The following is a 14,138-nucleotide window of genomic DNA, read 5'->3' on the forward strand; positions in this document are numbered from 1 at the left end:
TCCATGACTACGATCTCGCCAATTTTGGGCGGCGCAACAGCTTTCGGGCAGGCCCAAACCGACGTAACTCAGCCAGCTGACTCTGATCGCACCCCGATCATCCGGCAGTATCTCCGCATCGCGCTGCGCTGGAAGTACGTCATCCTCGGCGTGACCGCCGCCTGCCTCGTCCTGGGGCTGGTCGCGACGTTGCTCATGACGCCCCGCTACACCGCTGTCGCGACCGTCGAGATCGCGCGCGAAGCAAGCCAGGTCACCAACTTCCAGGGTGTCGAGCGTGAAACCACGGCGATGGACCAGGAATTCTACCAGACCCAATATGGTCTGCTTCGCTCGCGGGCGTTGGCCGAACGCGTCGCGACCCAGCTGCGCTTCGTCGACAACCCCAAATTCTACGAACTGTTCGGAGAATCGAGTAAGAAGCCCGCATTCGACCTGGTCAACGGCCACTACAAGGCAGCGGGCCGTGCCGAGCGCCAGCAGGTCGCCGGCAAGGTTCTGCTGAACAACATCTCGATCAGTCCAACGCGCCTTTCGAGCTTGGTCGATATTTCCTTCGACAGCCCCGATCCGATCCTGTCGACTCAGGTCGTCAATGCCTGGTCCGAGAGCTTCATCCAGACCAATCTTGAGCGCAAGGTGCAGGCGACCTCCTATGGTCGTAACATGCTGCAGCGTCAGCTCGCCCTGCAGAAGGATCGGCTCGACGACAGCCAGCGCCAGCTGGTAGCCTATGCATCCGCACAGCAGATCATCAACCTGCCGGCACAGGGTGCCGGTAGCGGTGGGTCGACCACGGTCGAGCGATCGATCGTCGCGGACGATCTCGCCGCGCTCAACGCGACGCTTTCGCAGGCGACCGCAGAGCGGATCCAAGCCGAGGCACGAGCCCAGCAAAGCGGCCGTGCGGGCGCGTCGACCGAAGCACTTCGCAATCAAGCGATCAACACGTTGCGACAACGCCGCGCCGAGCTTGCAGCCGATTACCAGCGGCTGATGGTCCAGTTTGAGCCGGGCTATCCGGCTGCCCGGGCCATCCAGACCCAGATCGACCAGCTCGATCGTTCTATCTCTCGCGAAGAAAGCCGCGTGTCTGGATCGATCCAGGCCGAGTATCGCGAAGCGGTACAGAGGGAAAGCGCGCTGCAAGCCCGCGTAAACCAGCTCAAGGCGAGCTACCTCGACAACCGGCGCCGCAGCATTCAGTACAATATCTATCAGCAGGAAGTTGATACCAACCGTGCGCTCTACGATGGCCTTCTCCAGCGCTACAAGGAGATCGGTGTCGCGGGGAATATCGGCGTAAACAACATTTCGGTGGTCGATGCCGCCAACGTGCCGCAACGCCCGTCCAGCCCTCGCCTGCTGATCAATCTTCTCGTTTCGCTTCTTGCCGGCCTTGCCATCGGCTCGCTCGCAGCCTTCGCTCTCGAACAGATGGACGAGGCAATCGCCGATCCGGCCGAGGTCGAGCGGCAACTCGGCCTTCCATTACTGGGCTCGGTGCCGAAGGTTGCGGGTGCGTCGTCGCCGCGCGACCAGCTGCTGGATCGCAAGTCGGATCTGGTCGACGCGTATATCGCGATCAACACCAACCTCGGCTTCACGACCGAGCACGGCGTACCAAGAACGTTCTCCGTGACGTCGACGCGACCGGCAGAAGGCAAGTCCACGACCGCTCTCGCCTTGGCGACGATGCTTACTCGCGCTGGCAAGCGGGTCATCCTGATCGATGGCGACATGCGTTCGCCGTCGGTTCATGCACTGGGCGGGGTCGATCACGACCGCGGTCTGAGCAACTTCCTCGCAGGTGACGACGCCATCGATACGCTGACGTTTCCGATGCACGACCTGGGATTTGTTGCCATGTCGGCGGGGCCCATCCCGCCAAATGCCGCAGAGCTTCTGACGGGGAATCGTCTCACCGTGTTGATCGAGCGGTTGCTCGAGCGCTTCGATCACATTGTGATCGATTCCCCCCCGGTCATGGGTCTCGCCGACGCGCCGTTGATCGCCAGCCGCGTGGAAGGCGTCGTCTATGCGGTCGAGTCCCATGGCATCCGCACTACCTTGGTAAAAACCGCGCTGCACCGCCTTGCAGCGGGTAACGTCCGTATCTTCGGTGGTGTGCTGACCAAGTTCGAATCTCGGAAAGCAAATTACGGCTATGGCTATGAATATGGCTACGGCTACGGTCGCCAAGACGCCAAATCATAAGGTCCGCATGTCTCTAGGCCGCCATCTCAAGCGTCGTTCTTGGAACGAATGGGCGGTTCGCCTTGCACTTGGTGCGAGCGCTGCCCTGCTGGGTTATTACAGCGTCACGTTTTCCGTTTCGCAGCTCGTGGTGAAACGCGATCCTGCGTTAGCACACAGGCTGGCCCCCTATGACGGAAGCGTGAGCGGAGCTTATGCGGCATCGCTCGTTGGGAATGATGCCACACAGGAGGATCGTCGGCAGGCCGACACCGTGGCACGGCAGGCGTTGCGCCAAAATCCGCTTTCGGTCACCGCTCTGGTGACGCTCGCGGTCAATGCCGATATCCGCGGCGACAAACTCAACGCGCGGCGCTTGTTCACGTCGGTTCAAGGAGTGTCGCGGCGAAACCTTATCACCCAACTGTGGATGATCGAGGACGCGGTGAGCCGTGAAAGCATCCCGCAGGCGCTGCACCAGTACGATATCACGCTCCGCGTCTTCCCCAATATGAACGCGTTGCTCTACCCGGTGCTAGCCTCGGCGATCAACGATCCGGTCATCCGCAAGGGCCTCGTCAAGACGCTAGTCGGCAAGCCGCTCTGGAGCGAAAGCTTCATAACCTTCATAGCAGCGAGTGGGCCTGACCCACGCGTGACAGCGGCATTGTTTGTCGACCTTCGTCGTGCCGGCGTTGCAGTGCCGGAAACGTCTTGGGCCGGTGCCGTCAACGCATTGATTGCGGCAAAACAGTTCGACGCGGCGTGGGCGTATTATACCGATCTTCGCTCCGGTGCCGACCGGCGCCGCTCGCGTGATCCGCATTTTGCGGTGAACACCGACACGCCGTCGCAACTCGACTGGGTTCTGGCGAACACCGGGGGACTGACGACGAGCATACAAGGCGGGGTTTTCGATTTCTCGGTTCCCGCGAGCGTCGGTGGACCGTTGCTGCAACAGTCTCAGCTGCTTCCCCCGGGCACCTATCGCCTGATCGGACACAGTACGGGCATCGACGTCGCGGTCGGTGAGCGCCCCTATTGGGCTCTCATCTGCAGCAGCGGGCGTGAACTCGGTCGGGTCGAGATGCCCAACTCGGCGGTAGCCAACGGCGTGTTCTCGGGGACGTTTACGGTACCGGCTGAGTGCCCAATGCAGGTACTGCTCCTGAATGCGCGCCCGTCGGACTCAGTCGCCGGTCTGTCGGGTCAAATCGATCGCGCCGAACTAGTTTCCCTTGCCCGATGAAGGAGAGCATCATCTCGTTCCGCCTGATGATGGCGCTGATGGCTATGTCGCTTTGGCCGTCGGTGCCTGCGCAGGCGCAGATATCCCAGCCGCAACCGGCGACGGCCGGACAGGCTGACGATGAGCAGCCGAACCCCCAGCCGCAGCAGGTAACGCCGTATCAAACCAATCAAGTCGGCCGGATCGCCGATTCTGCGGTCGGCCAGATCGGCCAGCGTCAAACCCGTGAAAGCGCCGCGACCGAGACGGGGATCAAGCCGACGGCGCGGCTTGTCAGCCGGATCCAGAACCGGGTGCAAAACCGTATCCGCAATCGGATCGATCGCAACTACGATTCCGAAGCCAATGCTACCAATCTATTCAAGGTCGCCGAGGAACAAGCGAGAGTGAGCAACCGCCAGCGCTAATTGGAATGCTACCGATAGAGCGACGTCGCCATGGCGGCATCAAGCGGGATTATTTTCGTGGCGTAAATGCCTTCGCCTCGCTCGGGGTCGCCAGACGGGGGCGGTTTTCCAATGCCGGCAAGGTCAATTTTGGCGCGCGCTTGGCAGGTTGCCTTTTATCCTCGCTCTGTTGTGGGTCTTTGTTCGTCGTTCGGGGAGCAGCAGACGCGTCCTTGGGCCCATCCTTGGCCGGGGCCACGCTCGCTTGTGAAGCGGCGCTGCTTGCCTGCACCTCGAGCGCGGTCACCCGGTTCGTCAGAAGCTCCAGATCGAGCTTCTCGGGGGTGGATTGCAGCTCTCCGACCTGCCGTTCGAGTTCGTCGATACGCTTGTTGGCAGCAGCGATGCGGACGCCGGCATCCAGACGCGCCAGATCCTGCGCGATGGCATCCTGTGCGACCCCATCCTGACCCGGCGTTCCCTTGCCGTTTGCAGGCTTGGGAGCCGCATCGCACGCCGCCAGTGACAGGATCGATGCGAGCAGCAGGACCGTTCTGGAAACGCGGAGCGAAGCCGACGCGCGCGACGCGAAGGCCGGACGTGCGGCGATCACGACCGGGGCACTATGGGACAGCCTTCACCGGCGGTTTCGCACACGCTATCGCGGCTTGGTCCGTCGCGGTTGCGCCGGGCGCATACGACCCGACGATCGTTACGACCGTCTGCACCTTGTCGCGGCTGATCTGATACTGCCGTCCAGGCTGGGAAGAGGACACGTCGACGACCAGACCGGCATCGGTCTGCGTCGGTACCACGGACGTCGCCTGACCGATGCAGGCCGCCATCTGCTCGGCGGGAACCTGTGTCAGAATGCGACCAGCATAGCCTGCGGGCACCTTGGTGGCAGATACGCATCCGGTAGCGGCCAAGAGCGGAACGAGGGCGAGCGCGTAGAGGCTTTTCATGGGAAATGCCTAGACCGCGCCGCCCCAGTGCGTCTAGCCCTTGGAAGCACGGGGGATCAGGGGTATCGTCGTGCCCGGAAAGCCGAGCGGTAAACGAAGTGGCGAACGCCGTCCTCGAATTCGACCAACGCCATGTTCATCGAGCCGGTGGCAAGTATCCGCAGCGGATGGCCGGCACGCTCCTTCAGGCTCAGACGACTGCGCCAGATATGGTCGTACAGGATTTCGGGCCGAGTCATCTCGTTCACGTGGCGTCCCTACCGTATCTCGATTTTGGCAATCAACCACGCGATCCTGCGCAACTTGCATTTTAGCGCCGCGTGCGGTCTGCAGGGTTATGAATCTTCCTGCTCTATATCATTCGCTGATCCTCTGGATCGGTGACGGCACCGGCCTGCCGGACGCCATTCTCCATATTCATGCCGGTTTGGCGATCCTGATGATCGCACGTCTTCTAAGCCGTCGTTCGCTCGGTACGTTTATACCGTTCGTCTTCGTCGTGGTGGCGGAGCTCGCCAACGAAACGATGGACTATCTGGCGTACGGGCTGCGCTGGGCCGACACGCTGTCCGACCTAGGCAATACGCTGTTCTGGCCCGCGGTCATCAGTGCGGGGGTGCGGTTGCGGCCGATGACGCGCAAGGACCAGCGAAGCGAGCAACCAAGCGACCAGCACACGGTCGGTTAGTCTGGTCTTTGCCGTGGCGACCCTAGGCAAGCTGCGCCTAAGTGATTACGTGGCCAATCTTCTTTCAGCCCGCCATAGACCGAACCATAGCGATGCATGGAACATGCGCCGCGCCATCCTTCGAGGTAAGCTCATGCAGCAGACGAAATCTCAGTGGCCCTGCTTTTCCGAGGAGGAGGTCCAGGCCGTGGCCGGCGTCATCCGGTCGAACAAGGTCAACTATTGGACGGGCGACACCGGTCGCCGGTTCGAAACCGCCTTTGCACGCTGGACCGGATCGAACCGTGCGATCGCGCTGGCCAACGGCACGCTGGCGCTCGATGTCGCGCTCAAGGTGCTGGGGATTGGTCCGGGCGACGAAGTGGTGGTGACGCCGCGGACCTTCATCGCGTCCGTTTCCAGCGTCGTGAATTCAGGCGCGACCCCCGTCTTTGCCGACGTCGACCGCGACAGTGGCAACATATCGCCCGAGACGATCGCCGCGGTTCTGACGCCGCGCACGCGCGCGATCGTGCCCGTGCACCTCGCCGGCTGGCCCTGCGACATGGACGGCATCATGGACATGGCGACCACCGGCAATCTCGCCGTGATCGAGGACTGTGCCCAGGCACACGGCGCCAAGGTCGGCGACCGCAGCGTGGGCAGCATCGGTCATGTCGGTGCCTGGTCGTTCTGCCAGGACAAGATTATGACCACCGGCGGCGAAGGCGGCATGGTCACGACCGACGACGAGGACCTCTGGTCGCGCATGTGGTCGTTCAAGGATCACGGCAAAAGCTGGGATGCGGTGTACAATCGCCACCATGCACCGGGATTCCGTTGGGTGCATGACAGCTTTGGGACCAACTGGCGCATGCTCGAGGTCCAGTCGGTGATCGGGTTGATCCAGCTCGAGCGGATGCAGGAATGGACCCGGCGCCGTACGGAAATCGCCACAACGCTGTACTCTGCCCTTACACCGTTTGCGTCATCGGTGCGCGCGCCGCTACCCAGAGCGACGGACACGCATGCCTATTATCGTTTTTACGCCTATGTCCGGCCCGATGGGTTACGGACGGGATGGGATCGCGATCGTCTGGTTGCCGAACTCAATGCCGGCGGTGTAGCCGTTCTGCACGGCACGTGCCCGGAAGTGTATTTGGAGCATGCCTTTGATACCGTATCGTTCCGCCCGAAGGAGCGGCTGCCGGTTGCGCGAGAATTGGGCGAAACGAGCCTGATGTTCCTGACCCACCCCACGATGACCGACCTGGAAGTCTCGAACACCACCGAAACCATCGCCCGCGTGTTCGGCGAAGCAACACGCTGAACGGCATGCCGGACCAGTCGGCCGGCGTGCTGCATCGCTGATGAAGTCGGAAACAGAGCGCCCGCGAAACCTACTGGGGCGGGCGCTCCGATCCCATGAACTCGGTCATGGTTGCAGACTCTCCCGAGGAAATCCCCTCGCGCTGCACGACCTTACCTACCGTGCGCACCAGGATCCGCAGGTCGAGGGCAAGCGACCGTGTGTCCACATATTCGACGTCGAGCCGCAGCTTGTCGTCCCACGACAGGGCGTTGCGCCCACTGACCTGCGCCAGACCGGTCAGGCCGGGGCGCACCTCGTGCCGGCGTTGCTGCTCCGCGCTGTAACGCGGCAAATACCGCATCAGCAACGGTCGCGGGCCGACCAAGGTCAGGTCGCCGCGGATGATGTTGATCAGAGACGGCAGTTCGTCGATGCTCGTCGACCGCAGGAAACGACCGAACGCCGGTAGTCGATCCGCGTCGGGCAGCAACATGCCGGCTTTATCCCGGGCGTCGGTCATCGTCCGGAACTTGAGGATCGGAAACGGCTCGCCGCGATATCCCGCTCTTACCTGCCGAAACAGGATGGGGCTTCCGAGCTTAACCCGCACCGCGAGGGCGACACCCAGAACCAGTGGGGACAACACTATCAGCGCCGTGCTGGCCGCGACGACGTCGATTGCGCGCTTGGTGAGGGCGTAGATTCTGGACGGCTTTGCCATGAATAGTCTCTTCCCAAGCGGCTTAAGTGGCGCGGTCGGGTCGAGGCCAGACCGTCGAACCATCCGCCAGCGACCGCAACGCCGTGCAACCGACCCCGAGAATGACGTCGCGGCCGATGGTGATGCCCTGCAGCACCTTGGTCAGCGGGCCGATCAGTGTGCTCTCGCCGATCGTGCTGGCGCCGCCCAGGAACGCCCCCGGCGCGATGATCGCATTGGATCCGACACGCGCATCGTGGCCGATGATCGCACCGCTGTTGACCGCGCTGAACGGCGCCAGCGTCGCTCCGACCGACAGGATCACGCCATGCGCCACGAACGACCCGTCGCCGATCGTCACACCATCGGCGACGACCGCATGACGCGAGATCATCGGCGGACAGGCGATATTGCGCGCCTGCAACCAGGTCACCAGGTCCATACGGCGCTTCAAGGACCGTCGATCGGTCGCGCCGATGCCGAGGATCACGCCGTCGAACTCTGCAGCCTGGACGGCGAGTTCGTCGAGATAGCCGCGGTGTACAGGCGCGAAGCTACCCGGGTCCAACGCATAACAGGCGGCGATCCTGTAGCCGCGCGACTGGGCGATCTCGGCGACTTCCCGGGCGAAACCACCGCCACCAAGAATGGCGAGCGTGGGTTGAGACGTTGGTTGAGACATGGGTGTCTGTGCCTAGATAGCCGCGCCCCCATCGACGCGAACGATCTGACCGGTGATCGAACGCGCGGCGGGGGAAAGCAGGAAGAGGATCGTATCCACGACGGATTCGACGGTAGCCGGTCCGGCGGGACTGTTCTTGGCGAGCCGTTCCCGGAACGCGTCGTCGTAGAGATGGGAAAAACTCTGCGTCATCTCGGTATCGATCCAGCCGGGTGCGACACCGACCGCACGCCGGGGACCGATTTCACGCGCCAGCCCACTGACGAGCGTGCTCAGTCCGGCTTTCGATGCAGCATAGGTCACGATACCGGCCTCCGGACGCTCGGCTGCGATCGACGACACGGCACAGAAAACCGCTGCCTCGGCGGACACTCGCCGGCTCGCGAACTGCGCGCCGAACACGGTCGGGGCCATCAAGTTCAGCGTATAGAGCTGTTCGACGTCCTTGACCGACATGGTGCGCATCGGTTTCAGCCGCTGCATGCCCGCGCAGTAGATCAGCGCCGTCAGGGGCCCGTTGGCGGCAACGACATCGGCCACCAGTTTTGGGATCGAATCGAGCACCGTGACATCGGCCGGAAACGCAGTCGCCCCGCGCTCGCACAACGGCTGAAGCCGTTCGCTACGACGCGCGATGACCGAGACGGCATGATCCTCCAGCAATCGCTCGGCTAGGCGAAAGCCGATGCCGCTGCTCGCCCCGACGATCAAGGCATGGCCGCGCTCAGCCATCGGACAACGCACTTCCCGCAATCGCAACGAGATCGTCGACGGTCTCCGCTTTGCTGATCTCTTCCGGATTGGTCGCGACGTTCAGACCATCATACAACGACAGCAGATTGAGGATCGCCAGCGAGTCATAATCGGGAATATCGGCAAGGACCTTGTCGCCCGTAAGCGGCTCGGTGGTTTCCAGCGTCGTGGCTATTTCAGCGATGAACTCTGTGCGATTCATTGGATTTCACTTTCATAGAGATAGGGAGGACAGACGAACATCGGTTCTGTCTCGATCGCGCAGGCGGCCCAACTCAATCCCACGCCGAAGCCTGCAAATATCGATCGCTGCGCATGCGTACCATAGGAATCGGACAGGAATCCGCAGATCGTACCGGGAATGGAGGCCGAGTTCTGGTTGCCGTAAATCGACTGCGTCGAGCTCGGCAACTTCTCTTCGGCGAGACCCAGCCTCTTCTGGACGTTTCGCAGGATATATCGGTTCGGCTGGTGCAGCACGAAGTGTCCGATTTCATCGGCACGCCAACCCACGCTGTCGAGAATCGACGTGAGCATCGCCGGTACGCGCTTCAGCGTGAAGTTGAACACCGCGGCGCCGTTCATTTCCATCAGCGCGGGCTTGCCCTCGTCCTCTGCGTCGCGACGAAGGCCGCTGTTGGGGATGTACAACCCCTTCTCGCCCGAACCATCGCTGTAGAGCTGAAAGCGAGCAAAGCCGGGCTTGCGCTCGATCAGGATCGCGGCGCCTGCATCGCCCATCAACGGCGTGATCGCGTGATTATCGTCGGGTACCATGCGGCTGGCGACATCTCCGACGCACAGCAAGACGCGCTGCAACCCGCTTTCAACGAGGCTTGCAGCCATCGACAGGCCATAAACGAAGCCGCTGCACCCCAGCCGCATATCAAAGCATGCGGTATCGATACGCATGCCGAGCATGTGCTGAAGCCGGATGGCCGTCGACGGCGACGCATAGTCCGGCGTCTGGGTGACCAGAATGAGCCCATCGATACCAGCCGCATCAATACCGAGCCCCTCCAACAGACGCTGCGCCGAATGCAGGCACAGGTCCGCCGTGGTCGTATCGGGCCGGATCACGACATGCCGTGACGACAGGCCGATCGAACGCTGGAGCCGGTCGCCCTCCTCTACCGACAAGCCCAACGCTTCGCGCTCGTCCACAAAATCGAGTTTACGCCCGCCGACCGTCGTGACCATGCCGGTGATGCCGACATTCGTGAACGTCACCTCAGCCATGCGCGATGGCCCCGGCGACATAGGCAATCCACTGACGCAGTTCGCGCAACGGCGATTTATCGGCGTCCAGAACGGCATCGTTCGCGAGCGGAATATAGGCCCCCGTAGCGTTCTCGACTTCCGTCTCCGTCTGCAGCAGCAGCTCGACCACGGCGAAGGAATCGATCTCAGTGAAAAGGTCGTGATCCAGCGGCAATGTCGCAAGATCGTCGCGTGACCATTCGGCCGAGAGGTTGGCAAGCACGCGGCGGACGATTGCCTCTGCCGCGGCCAGATCAGGAGTCTGTGACGGAGAAATGCTGCTCATTCTTTGGTCCTTGCTCTAGTTGGTAACGACGCTCGAGGTCGTTGGTCGACAACAACGCAAACCCGTTGCTGTCGTAAAATTCGGCGACCATCTGGTTTCTCGGCCCCGCATGATAAGAGGCCATCACGCCGGGATGCCGGTCGCTAATATACCGCAATATCGCGGTCTCGACACGACGACCCAGCGCCCGGCAACTCATCAAGAGGTTCTCGATCTCGCCGTTCCGCACGATGGCGACAGCCACCAATCCCATATCGCCAAACCGGTCGGCGACACGGAAGCCGTAGACATGGCCTTCCTGCATAGCCTGCTCGATTTCAGCTTCGACATAACGGCGACAGGTCAGGTTGAACTGATTGGTCTTGTTGGTAAGCTGGGTGATACGGCGCAGCTGGGCGCGATCGTTGACGCTCGCCTCTACCGTGATGGCAAGCGATGCGAGATACTCATCCAGGGTCGTTGCAGAGCCACGAGCCTGGCTGCGTTCGGCTTCGGCCTGATACTGCTCGGCCTTGACGGCGTCTTCTGCAGTGAGGCTGCGGGCGCGCAAGCTCTCGATCTGATCCAGGACGACCAGCGCCTCTTCAGGACGCTCGCGTGGAAACAGCCGCGCGTCGACCTGTGGCAGGCGGGTACCCACCTCTTCCACTTCGAACGGATTGTCGTCCAGGAAGACGAAGGCATCGAGGCCCAAATTGAGCTGTTCGGCGATCGCCCGAATGTTCTCGCTCTTGGGCTCCCAGTTGCTGCGATATGCAGTGATGTCGGCGAGCGCGAGGGGCATGGTCCGCTTCTCGAAAACATCGAGGAAGTCCGCCTCGTTGTTCTTTGTCACCGCGCAGATGAGAACGCCCAGCGCCCGTAGCCGCTTGAGCTGCTGTTGCAGCGTGAAGTGGATGATGCCGGGATATTCGCGGTCGATATCTACGCCCTCGGAGCCGACCTCGCCGACGATCCCGCCCCACAATGTGTTATCGGCATCGACCACGATCGCCTTTCGCCGCGGACGCAGGAAAGTCCGCACGGCCCCTGCATAGGCCGTAATGATCGCGGTGGCCGCGGCGGGCGTATAGGGCGCCTGCATCAGGTACCGGTTGCGCTCGCGGAACGCATTCGCATACCCGATACCGGCAATGACACCCGCAATGTCGACGACGCTCACGCGCTCCGATGCTGCGGCAAGATCGAAAAATACCCGGTCGATCGCGTTTTTGGCCTCGATCTGCTGGTGCAGGTCGCTGTCGACGGACGAGCGTGGACTGTAGGGCACGGTGTTTAGCACTACGACACCGGCACCGCGATCCAACCAGGCGGTGACGCGTCGGGCCAGGTCTCGGGCACGGTCGACGCTTTCGCCGTCCGGGGCCACATCGAAAAACCACCGATGGTCGATGTGGAGCACCAGAAAGTCAAAGCGGCGGTCACCTTCCAGCGTTTGAACGATCTGTGCGAAGTCGAGATGCTCGATCGCCATGTCGCAGACGTCGGTCAGTTGCGCTGCAAGTTTCGTAAAAGGTTGCGTGATGACATTGCCAACCATGGCAAGTGATACGCGACGCTTTGTCGTCAGAGATGTTTCAACGTCACTGGTGTTGGGCTTTCCACCGACGTCGTTTTGCTCAACGATCATAGAGAATTTCTCACAGGAAATGACGGACATACGCTTGGCTTTGCGAGCTGTCCGCGCCTTGCGTTATGGATCGGAACAGTTCAAGAAAAATTTCAATGCCGCTGGATGCACTCCATGTCGGCCCAATCCAAGGAACGGAAAATCGCGTGGATGTGACCGGATATTTGGCCACGAGAACCTTTTCCAAGGCTGATCAAGACGCATTCGCGGCGCTGTCCGGTGATCGCAACCCGATGCATGTGGATCCTGTCTCTGCCCGACGGACGCAGGCCGGTGCGCCCGTCGTGCACGGTGTGCATGCTGTATTATGGGCCCTTGATCGGCTTGCGGAAACGGCGCCGGACCGCCGCACGAATGCCGTCAACGTGCGGTTCGAACGGTTCCTCTATGTCGGCGAGGCCATCGAGGCGGTGCTGGTCAGCGATACAGCGGACAAGGTGACGATCGAGCTTCGCACCGACGGGACGCGCGCCGCGCTCATCACCCTCGGCTTCACGGCAACACCGGCCGCGCTCGCACCGCCATCGAGGTCTAGCGCCCCACACTCGGTTGCAGAGCCCATATTGCGCAATGTTCAGGATCTTGACGGCGTATCCGATGCCTTCCTGTTGGTCGGCACTCCCGCCGACGCGATGGTCGCCTTTCCGGCCGTGGCACGCATCCTGGGTCCGAACAGGGTCCGCGGGTTTGCCGCACTATCGACTTTGGTAGGAATGGAATGCCCCGGGCTCCTGTCGATCTTCTCCAAGCTGTCCGTCGAATTCGACGATTCCAGGGACGGTGAAGGCGACGCGTTCCATTACACGGTGCGCCGCGTCCAGCAGTTGCTGCGCTCGGCGGTAATAGACCTCCAGGCTCCAGGCCTGTCCGGCTTCGTGGAAACGTTCGTTCGGCAGCCACCGATCGTCCAGCCGAGCGTCGAGACGTTGCGATCGCAGGTCATCGACGGTTTTAGCCGCGACGACCGCGTGCTGGTTGTCGGTGGGTCTCGGGGCCTCGGCGAGCTGACGGCCAAGCTGACAGCGCTTGGCGGGGCGGACGTGACGATCACCTATGCCCGCGGCAGCCAGGAAGCACAGGCGATCGCGACAGAGATCACGGCAGCCGGCGGACGATGCCGCGCAGTCGCGATGGACATCCAGGCCTCGGTGGATGCCCAGCTCGCGCTGCTCGGTGGCTCGTTCACCCACTGCTATTATTTCGCAACACCGCCGATCTTTCGTAAGCGTGGCCTGCTGTATGACCGAGCGGTACTGGACAATTTCACACTGTTCTACGTCGATGCATTTGCGGCAATCTCCCAGTATCTGATTGGGCTGGATCCAAGCACGCGACTCTTCTTTCCATCCACCTCGGCAATTGACGAGCGTCCCAAAGGGGCATTGGAATATGTCATCGCCAAGCAGGCTGGCGAGGTGCTGTGCGGCGAACTGGCACGCCAGTTTCCCAAGGCACGCATTGTGTCTCAACGCCTGCCGCGAATTCTGACGGATCAGACCGCGACGGTACTTCCGGTGCGCAGCGCAGACCCGCTGGAGCTGCTGCTGCCGATCCTCGCCGACCTGCACCAGCGCCAGAACTGATCGGCCGCGGCGAGCAGCCACCCGATACCAGCATGAATTGCATGCACCAGACGGGCACGGTAGACGCGTCCTCCATGGCTCTTTCCCCTGTTCAACTCATTCGTCCAAAGCGCTTCGGCGACAGCCGCGGCTGGTTCACCGAGGTCTATTCGGTGCCCGCCTTCGAAAAGCTCGGTATCACCTGCACCTTCGTACAGGACAATCATTCGCTGTCGGTGCCCGCGTTCACCTTGCGCGGGCTGCATTTCCAGACGCCGCCCCGCGGCCAGGACAAGCTGGTACGGTGTGTTCGCGGACGTATCTTCGACGTCGCCGTCGACATCCGCAACGGCTCGCCGACCTACGGCCAGTGGGTCGGTGCCGAACTGTCGGCGGAGAACGGCCACCAGCTGTTCATCCCGATCGGCTTTGCGCACGGCTTCGTGACGCTCGAGGACAATTGCGAAGTCTCGTACAAATGCTCGGACAC

The 14,138-nt window shown here is 62.0% G+C and carries 17 protein-coding genes; 7 read left to right on the top strand and 10 right to left on the bottom strand.

Features of this window, described 5'->3' with window-relative positions:
- Positions 1-3: 3 nt before the first annotated feature.
- The 3 genes from O6X71_RS20365 to O6X71_RS20375 all read left to right on the top strand — a co-directional run bounded on the left by O6X71_RS20365 (position 4) and on the right by O6X71_RS20375 (position 3,852).
- On the top strand, positions 4-2,217 hold the full coding sequence (locus tag O6X71_RS20365; RefSeq protein ID WP_353467483.1) for a GumC family protein: 2,214 nt from the start codon (positions 4-6) through the stop codon (positions 2,215-2,217).
- A 181-nt stretch (positions 2,218-2,398) separates the two neighbouring features.
- Entirely contained in the window at positions 2,399-3,445 is a 1,047-nt protein-coding gene (locus O6X71_RS20370; protein ID WP_353467484.1) for a hypothetical protein, read from the top strand.
- Positions 3,442-3,852 carry a hypothetical protein gene (locus O6X71_RS20375; RefSeq protein ID WP_353467485.1) on the top strand — a complete coding sequence of 137 codons (411 nt, stop codon included), beginning with the start codon at positions 3,442-3,444 and terminating at the stop codon, positions 3,850-3,852. The genes O6X71_RS20370 and O6X71_RS20375 overlap by 4 nt, the downstream gene beginning before the upstream one ends.
- Before the next feature lie 49 nt (positions 3,853-3,901).
- Here the strand turns inward: O6X71_RS20375 and O6X71_RS20380 are convergent, their stop codons facing one another.
- Genes O6X71_RS20380 through O6X71_RS20390 form a run of 3 tightly spaced genes read right to left on the bottom strand, consistent with a single transcriptional unit; the run spans position 3,902 to position 5,044 of the window.
- Positions 3,902-4,444 carry a hypothetical protein gene (locus tag O6X71_RS20380; protein ID WP_353467486.1) on the bottom strand — a complete coding sequence of 181 codons (543 nt, stop codon included), beginning with the start codon at positions 4,442-4,444 and terminating at the stop codon, positions 3,902-3,904.
- 10 nt (positions 4,445-4,454) lie between these two features.
- On the bottom strand, positions 4,455-4,796 hold the full coding sequence (locus O6X71_RS20385; protein WP_353467487.1) for a hypothetical protein: 342 nt from the start codon (positions 4,794-4,796) through the stop codon (positions 4,455-4,457).
- Positions 4,797-4,852: 56 nt separating this feature from the next.
- On the bottom strand, positions 4,853-5,044 hold the full coding sequence (locus O6X71_RS20390; protein ID WP_353467488.1) for a hypothetical protein: 192 nt from the start codon (positions 5,042-5,044) through the stop codon (positions 4,853-4,855).
- Between the two features lie 89 nt (positions 5,045-5,133).
- Between O6X71_RS20390 and O6X71_RS20395 the strand changes: the two genes are divergently transcribed.
- Positions 5,134-5,484: a hypothetical protein gene (locus O6X71_RS20395; RefSeq protein WP_353467489.1), complete on the top strand. Its 351-nt coding sequence runs from the start codon at positions 5,134-5,136 to the stop codon at positions 5,482-5,484.
- 13 nt (positions 5,485-5,497) lie between these two features.
- Complete coding sequence (locus O6X71_RS20400) at positions 5,498-6,793, top strand: DegT/DnrJ/EryC1/StrS family aminotransferase (RefSeq protein WP_353467490.1); 1,296 nt, start codon at positions 5,498-5,500, stop codon at positions 6,791-6,793.
- A 70-nt stretch (positions 6,794-6,863) separates the two neighbouring features.
- On the opposite strand, the gene O6X71_RS20405 is transcribed toward O6X71_RS20400, so the two are convergent.
- The 7 genes from O6X71_RS20405 to O6X71_RS20435 are packed head-to-tail and all read right to left on the bottom strand — an operon-like array spanning position 6,864 to position 12,086.
- The gene (locus O6X71_RS20405) at positions 6,864-7,496 is read right to left on the bottom strand and encodes a sugar transferase (protein ID WP_353467491.1); all 633 of its coding nucleotides are present in this window, start codon (positions 7,494-7,496) and stop codon (positions 6,864-6,866) included.
- 22 nt (positions 7,497-7,518) lie between these two features.
- Positions 7,519-8,157: a hypothetical protein gene (locus tag O6X71_RS20410; protein WP_353467492.1), complete on the bottom strand. Its 639-nt coding sequence runs from the start codon at positions 8,155-8,157 to the stop codon at positions 7,519-7,521.
- Between the two features lie 12 nt (positions 8,158-8,169).
- Complete coding sequence (locus O6X71_RS20415; protein ID WP_353467493.1) at positions 8,170-8,889, bottom strand: SDR family NAD(P)-dependent oxidoreductase; 720 nt, start codon at positions 8,887-8,889, stop codon at positions 8,170-8,172.
- On the bottom strand, positions 8,882-9,112 hold the full coding sequence (locus O6X71_RS20420; protein WP_353467494.1) for a hypothetical protein: 231 nt from the start codon (positions 9,110-9,112) through the stop codon (positions 8,882-8,884). The genes O6X71_RS20415 and O6X71_RS20420 overlap by 8 nt, the downstream gene beginning before the upstream one ends.
- Positions 9,109-10,149 carry a ketoacyl-ACP synthase III gene (locus O6X71_RS20425; protein ID WP_353467495.1) on the bottom strand — a complete coding sequence of 347 codons (1,041 nt, stop codon included), beginning with the start codon at positions 10,147-10,149 and terminating at the stop codon, positions 9,109-9,111. The genes O6X71_RS20420 and O6X71_RS20425 overlap by 4 nt, the downstream gene beginning before the upstream one ends.
- Positions 10,142-10,456 carry a hypothetical protein gene (locus O6X71_RS20430; RefSeq protein WP_353467496.1) on the bottom strand — a complete coding sequence of 105 codons (315 nt, stop codon included), beginning with the start codon at positions 10,454-10,456 and terminating at the stop codon, positions 10,142-10,144. Before O6X71_RS20430 ends, O6X71_RS20425 begins: the two co-directional genes overlap by 8 nt.
- Positions 10,425-12,086 carry an HAD-IIIC family phosphatase gene (locus O6X71_RS20435; RefSeq protein ID WP_353467497.1) on the bottom strand — a complete coding sequence of 554 codons (1,662 nt, stop codon included), beginning with the start codon at positions 12,084-12,086 and terminating at the stop codon, positions 10,425-10,427. Before O6X71_RS20435 ends, O6X71_RS20430 begins: the two co-directional genes overlap by 32 nt.
- Before the next feature lie 95 nt (positions 12,087-12,181).
- Between O6X71_RS20435 and O6X71_RS20440 the strand changes: the two genes are divergently transcribed.
- Together O6X71_RS20440 and rfbC are read left to right on the top strand one after the other, a co-directional pair.
- Entirely contained in the window at positions 12,182-13,669 is a 1,488-nt protein-coding gene (locus tag O6X71_RS20440; protein WP_353467498.1) for an SDR family NAD(P)-dependent oxidoreductase, read from the top strand.
- A 74-nt stretch (positions 13,670-13,743) separates the two neighbouring features.
- On the top strand, positions 13,744-14,138 hold a 395-nt coding region (rfbC, locus tag O6X71_RS20445; protein WP_353467499.1), incomplete at its 3' end, for a dTDP-4-dehydrorhamnose 3,5-epimerase.

It is taken from the genome of Sphingomonas faeni, assembly GCF_040407505.1.
Classification (GTDB): Bacteria; Pseudomonadota; Alphaproteobacteria; order Sphingomonadales; family Sphingomonadaceae; genus Sphingomonas; species Sphingomonas faeni_E.